Origin of the sequence: Pseudomonas sp. SMN5, assembly GCF_052041925.1 — a bacterium.
Taxonomy (GTDB): Bacteria; Pseudomonadota; Gammaproteobacteria; order Pseudomonadales; family Pseudomonadaceae; genus Aquipseudomonas.
In genome coordinates this window covers 1-4,178 of sequence record NZ_JBKGGX010000053.1, presented here as the reverse complement: position 1 = coordinate 4,178, position 4,178 = coordinate 1, and the positions used below count along the sequence as shown (strand labels likewise).

Below are 4,178 nucleotides of genomic sequence, written 5' to 3'. Positions count from 1 at the left end.
CTTGTTTGTGGGGGGGTGTTGGGGGGGGGGAAAAACCCCCCCTCCCCACAGAAGCCCGCTCGCCTTGAATTTGGCTCAACCCGCCCGGCGCAGCAGCCAGAGCCCCGCCAGCGCGCAGACCCCGGCCGGCACCAGCACCGCGAACAGCGGCGAGAAACCGAACACCAGGCTCGACGGCCCCAGCAGATCCTGGGCGATACGGAAGGTGAACCCCACCAGCACGCCGGTAAACACCCGCTGACCGAGGGTCACCGAACGCAGCGGGCCGAAGATGAAGGAGATCGCCATCAGGACCAGGGCGGCGGTGACCAACGGTTGCAACACCTTGACCCAAAAAGCCAGCCAGTAGCGACCGTTGTTCAAACCCTGATCCGCCAGATAGTGGATGTAACCCCACAATCCGGTAATCGACAGGGATTCCGGCGCCATCACCACGGTGCTCAGCAGTTGCGGGCTGATGGACACGTCCCAGCGCTCCTCTGGGGCAGCGACCACTTCGGTGCGTTTGTCGTGGAACAGTGTGGTGGTGACATCAGTCAGCTGCCAGTGGTCCTCGACGAAGTTCGCGCGCTTGGCAAAGCTCGACGAAAGCATGTGCCGCTGGTCGTCGAAGCGATAGCGGGTCACCCCATAAAGCACGCCGTTGGGCTGCACCGAGTTGATGTGGATGAACTCGTCGCCCTGGCGGTGCCACAGGCCATGCTTGGCGCTTTGCGCATCGCCGCCACCCTGGGCCAGGGAGCGGTTGGCCTGGGCGGTATTTTCGGTTGCCGGGGCGACGTACTCACCGATCAGTATGCCCACCAGCATCAGCACCAGCATCGGCTTCATCACCGCCCAGACGATCCGTCCGATGGACACGCCGGCGGCGCGCATGATGGTCAGCTCGCTGTTGCTCGCCAGGCTGCCCAGGCCGATCAGGCAACCGATCAATGCGGCCATCGGCAACATGTCGTAGAGCCGCCGTGGCGCGGTCAACAGCACGTAGCTCGCCACGTCCGCCAGGGTATAGGTATCACTGACGTCGCTCATTTCGTCGATGAAGGCAAACAGGGTCGCCAGGCCAAGGATAATCCCCAGCACCGCGAGGATCGCCATGAACACGCTGCTGCCGATGTAGCGGTCGAGTTTAACCACGGGCCACCTCCGACACGTTGCGGCGGCTGGCCAGTTTCAGACGCAGCGGCTCCCAATAGAGCAGCCCCAGGCCAATGGCCAGGAAGATGCCGTGCACCCACCACAGGCCCAGCGTCGGTGCAATCTTGCCTTTTTCCAGGGCCCCACGGGCGGAGATCAGGATGGTCAGGTAAGCCATATAGAGAAGAATCGCCGGCAGCAGCTTGAGGAAACGACCCTGGCGTGGATTGACCCGCGCCAGCGGGACCGCCATGAGGGTTACGATGAACACCAGCAACGGCAGCGACAAGCGCCATTGCAGTTCGGTGCGGGCGCGAATGTCATCGCTGCCCAACAGGCTGGCGGTGGGCATGGCGTCGCGGTCGGTGACTTCTTCGCTGACCTCGGGCTTGGGCAGCAGCACGCCATAGGTCTCGTACTGGATCGCCCGGTAATCGGCCTGGCCCGGCTTGCCGTCGTAGCGATAGCCGTTTTCCAGGATCAGGTAGCGGTTGCCCTCGGGGCTGATCTGCTGACGGCCCTTTTCGGCCACCAGCACGGAAATGCCGCGGTCCTTCTTCTCATCCGAAGACAGGTTCTTCTGGGTGATGAACACGCCGCCCAGGTTGACCCGGTCATCCGACAGCTGCTCGGTATAGGTCACCCGCGTGCCATCGCGCAAGGCCTGGAAGCGGCCCGGCACCAGGGTGTCGAATTCGGTCATGGCGTCCTGCTGGTTGATCAGCAACTGGAACTGGTTGGCGCCCTGGGGCGACAGACTCAGGCTCAGCCAGGCCACCACCAGCGCCACCAGCGTCGCCGGGAACAGGGTCATGCGAAACAGACGTTGCTGGCTCATGCCGGTGGCCGACAGCACGGTCATTTCGCTGTCCAGGTACAACCGGCCGTACGCCAGCAGGATGCCCAGGAACAACCCTAGTGGCAGGATCAGCTGCAAAAAGCCCGGCAGGCGGAACCCCATGATCAGGAACAGCGAGCCCGGGTCCAGGGCCCCGGAGGCCGCCTGGGCGAGGTACTTGATGAAGCGCCCGCTCATGATGATGACCAGCAGCACGGCGCTGACGGCGCTCAGGGTCAGCAGGACTTCGCGGGATAGATAACGGAAGACGATCAAACCAGACACTCCAGGATTGTCAGGCTCAGGCGGCCAAACAAGCAACGTATCGAGCCGGCCCGCCAGAAGCGCGCCGCCGAAAAAAGAGCCGCATTATCCTGTGATTGGAGGCGCCTGTCACTGCGCACGCTTTAACCCGCTGCTTAAAGCTGCAAAGCGAGGGTTGTCAGGCTCGGGCGCCGGGGTTCAAACTGCGGCCTTTGTCGCCGGCGCGACCGTGACTGCTTCACTCAGGACTTGTGGCGAGGGAGCTTGCTCCCGCCGGACTGCGCAGCAGACCCCGCTTCTTCGCGGTTGCTGTGCGACCGAGCGGGAATCAGCTCCCTCGCCACAGTCAGCGCCTGGCATCTTGACCATTCACTCAGGGATCCGGACATGGAACTGGTTGTAAAAAGCGTCAGCCCAGAAACGTTGAAGACCGCCACACTGGTCGTGGCCGTCGGTGAAGAGCGCAAGCTCGGCGTCGTCGCCACCCAGCTCGACGCGCTGAGCGGCGGCGCCATCGGCGCCGTGCTCAAGCGTGGCGACCTGGCCGGCAAAGTGGGCCAGAGCCTGTTGTTGCACAACCTGCCCAATCTGAAGGCCGACCGCGTGTTGCTGGTTGGCGTAGGCAAGGACACCGAACTGGGCGACCGCCCGCTGCGCAAGATCATCGCCGGCGTGCTCGGTACGCTCAAGAGCCTGGGCGGCGCAGATGCGGTCCTGGCCCTGGATGAACTGGTGGTCAAGGGCCGCGATAGCTATGGCAAGAACCGCCTGCTGGCCGAAACCCTGCTGGACGGCGAATACCAGTTCGACCGTTTCAAGAGCCAGAAAGCCGAACCCCGCGCCCTGAAGAAAATCACCCTGCTGACCATCAAGGCCGCCCAGGCTGAAGTCCAGCGCGCCGTGACCCACGCCACCGCGATTGCCAACGGCATGGCCTTCACTCGCGACCTGGGCAACCTGCCGCCGAACATCTGCCACCCGACATTCATGGGGGAACAGGCCAAGGCGCTGGGCAAGGAATTCAAGAGCCTGAAGGTCGAAGTCTTCGACGAGAAGAAGATCAAGGACCTGGGCATGGGTTCGTTCTACGCCGTCGGCCAGGGCAGCGCCCAGCCACCGCGCCTGATCGTCATGCAATACAACGGCGGCAAGAAGTCCGAGAAGCCTTACGCACTGGTTGGCAAGGGCATCACCTTCGACACCGGCGGCATCAGCCTCAAGCCGGGCGCCGGCATGGATGAAATGAAGTACGACATGGGCGGCGCCGCCAGCGTGCTCGGCACCCTGCGCGCCGTGCTCGAACTGAAACTGCCGATCAACCTGGTGTGCATCCTGGCCTGCGCCGAGAACATGCCCAGCGGCACCGCCTCGCGTCCGGGCGACATCGTCACCACCATGAGCGGCCAGACCGTGGAAATCCTCAACACCGACGCCGAAGGCCGCCTGGTGCTGTGCGACGCCCTCACCTACTCCGAGCGCTTCAAGCCGCAAGCGGTGATCGACATCGCGACCCTGACCGGCGCCTGCGTCGTCGCCCTGGGCGCCCACACTTCGGGCCTTCTGGGCAACAACGACGAGCTGATCGGCCAATTGCTCAGCGCCGGTCAGCAAGCCGACGACCGCGCCTGGCAACTGCCGCTGTTCGATGAGTACCAGGAGCAGCTGGACAGCCCGTTCGCCGACATCGCCAACATCGGCGGGCCGAAGGCCGGGACCATCACCGCCGCGTGCTTCCTGTCGCGCTTCACCAAGAACCTGAACTGGGCGCACCTGGACATCGCCGGCACAGCCTGGACCAGCGGTGGCAAGGACAAGGGCGCCACCGGTCGTCCGGTGCCCCTGCTGACCCAGTACCTGCTGGATCGCGCCAAGGCCTGACACCGATAACCGTTCCTGGGGGGGGAGGGGGGGGGGGGGGGGGGAGGGGGAGGGGGCGAGG

The 4,178-nt window shown here is 64.3% G+C and carries 3 protein-coding genes; 1 reads left to right on the top strand and 2 read right to left on the bottom strand.

Features of this window, described 5'->3' with window-relative positions; all coding sequences use genetic code 11:
• Nucleotides 1–75 precede the first annotated feature (75 nt).
• Together lptG and lptF are read right to left on the bottom strand one after the other, a co-directional pair.
• Nucleotides 76–1,137, bottom strand: a complete 1,062-nt coding sequence (gene lptG / locus ACLEJR_RS26890; RefSeq protein WP_440797455.1) for an LPS export ABC transporter permease LptG — start codon at nt 1,135–1,137, stop codon at nt 76–78.
• A complete protein-coding gene (gene lptF / locus ACLEJR_RS26885; RefSeq protein WP_440797457.1) occupies nt 1,130–2,251 on the bottom strand; it encodes an LPS export ABC transporter permease LptF in 1,122 nt (373 codons plus the stop codon). Before lptF ends, lptG begins: the two co-directional genes overlap by 8 nt.
• Nucleotides 2,252–2,626: 375 nt before the next feature.
• On the opposite strand from lptF, the gene ACLEJR_RS26880 reads away from it, so the two are divergent.
• On the top strand, nt 2,627–4,117 hold the full coding sequence (locus ACLEJR_RS26880; RefSeq protein ID WP_440797459.1) for a leucyl aminopeptidase: 1,491 nt from the start codon (nt 2,627–2,629) through the stop codon (nt 4,115–4,117).
• Nucleotides 4,118–4,178 lie beyond the last annotated feature (61 nt).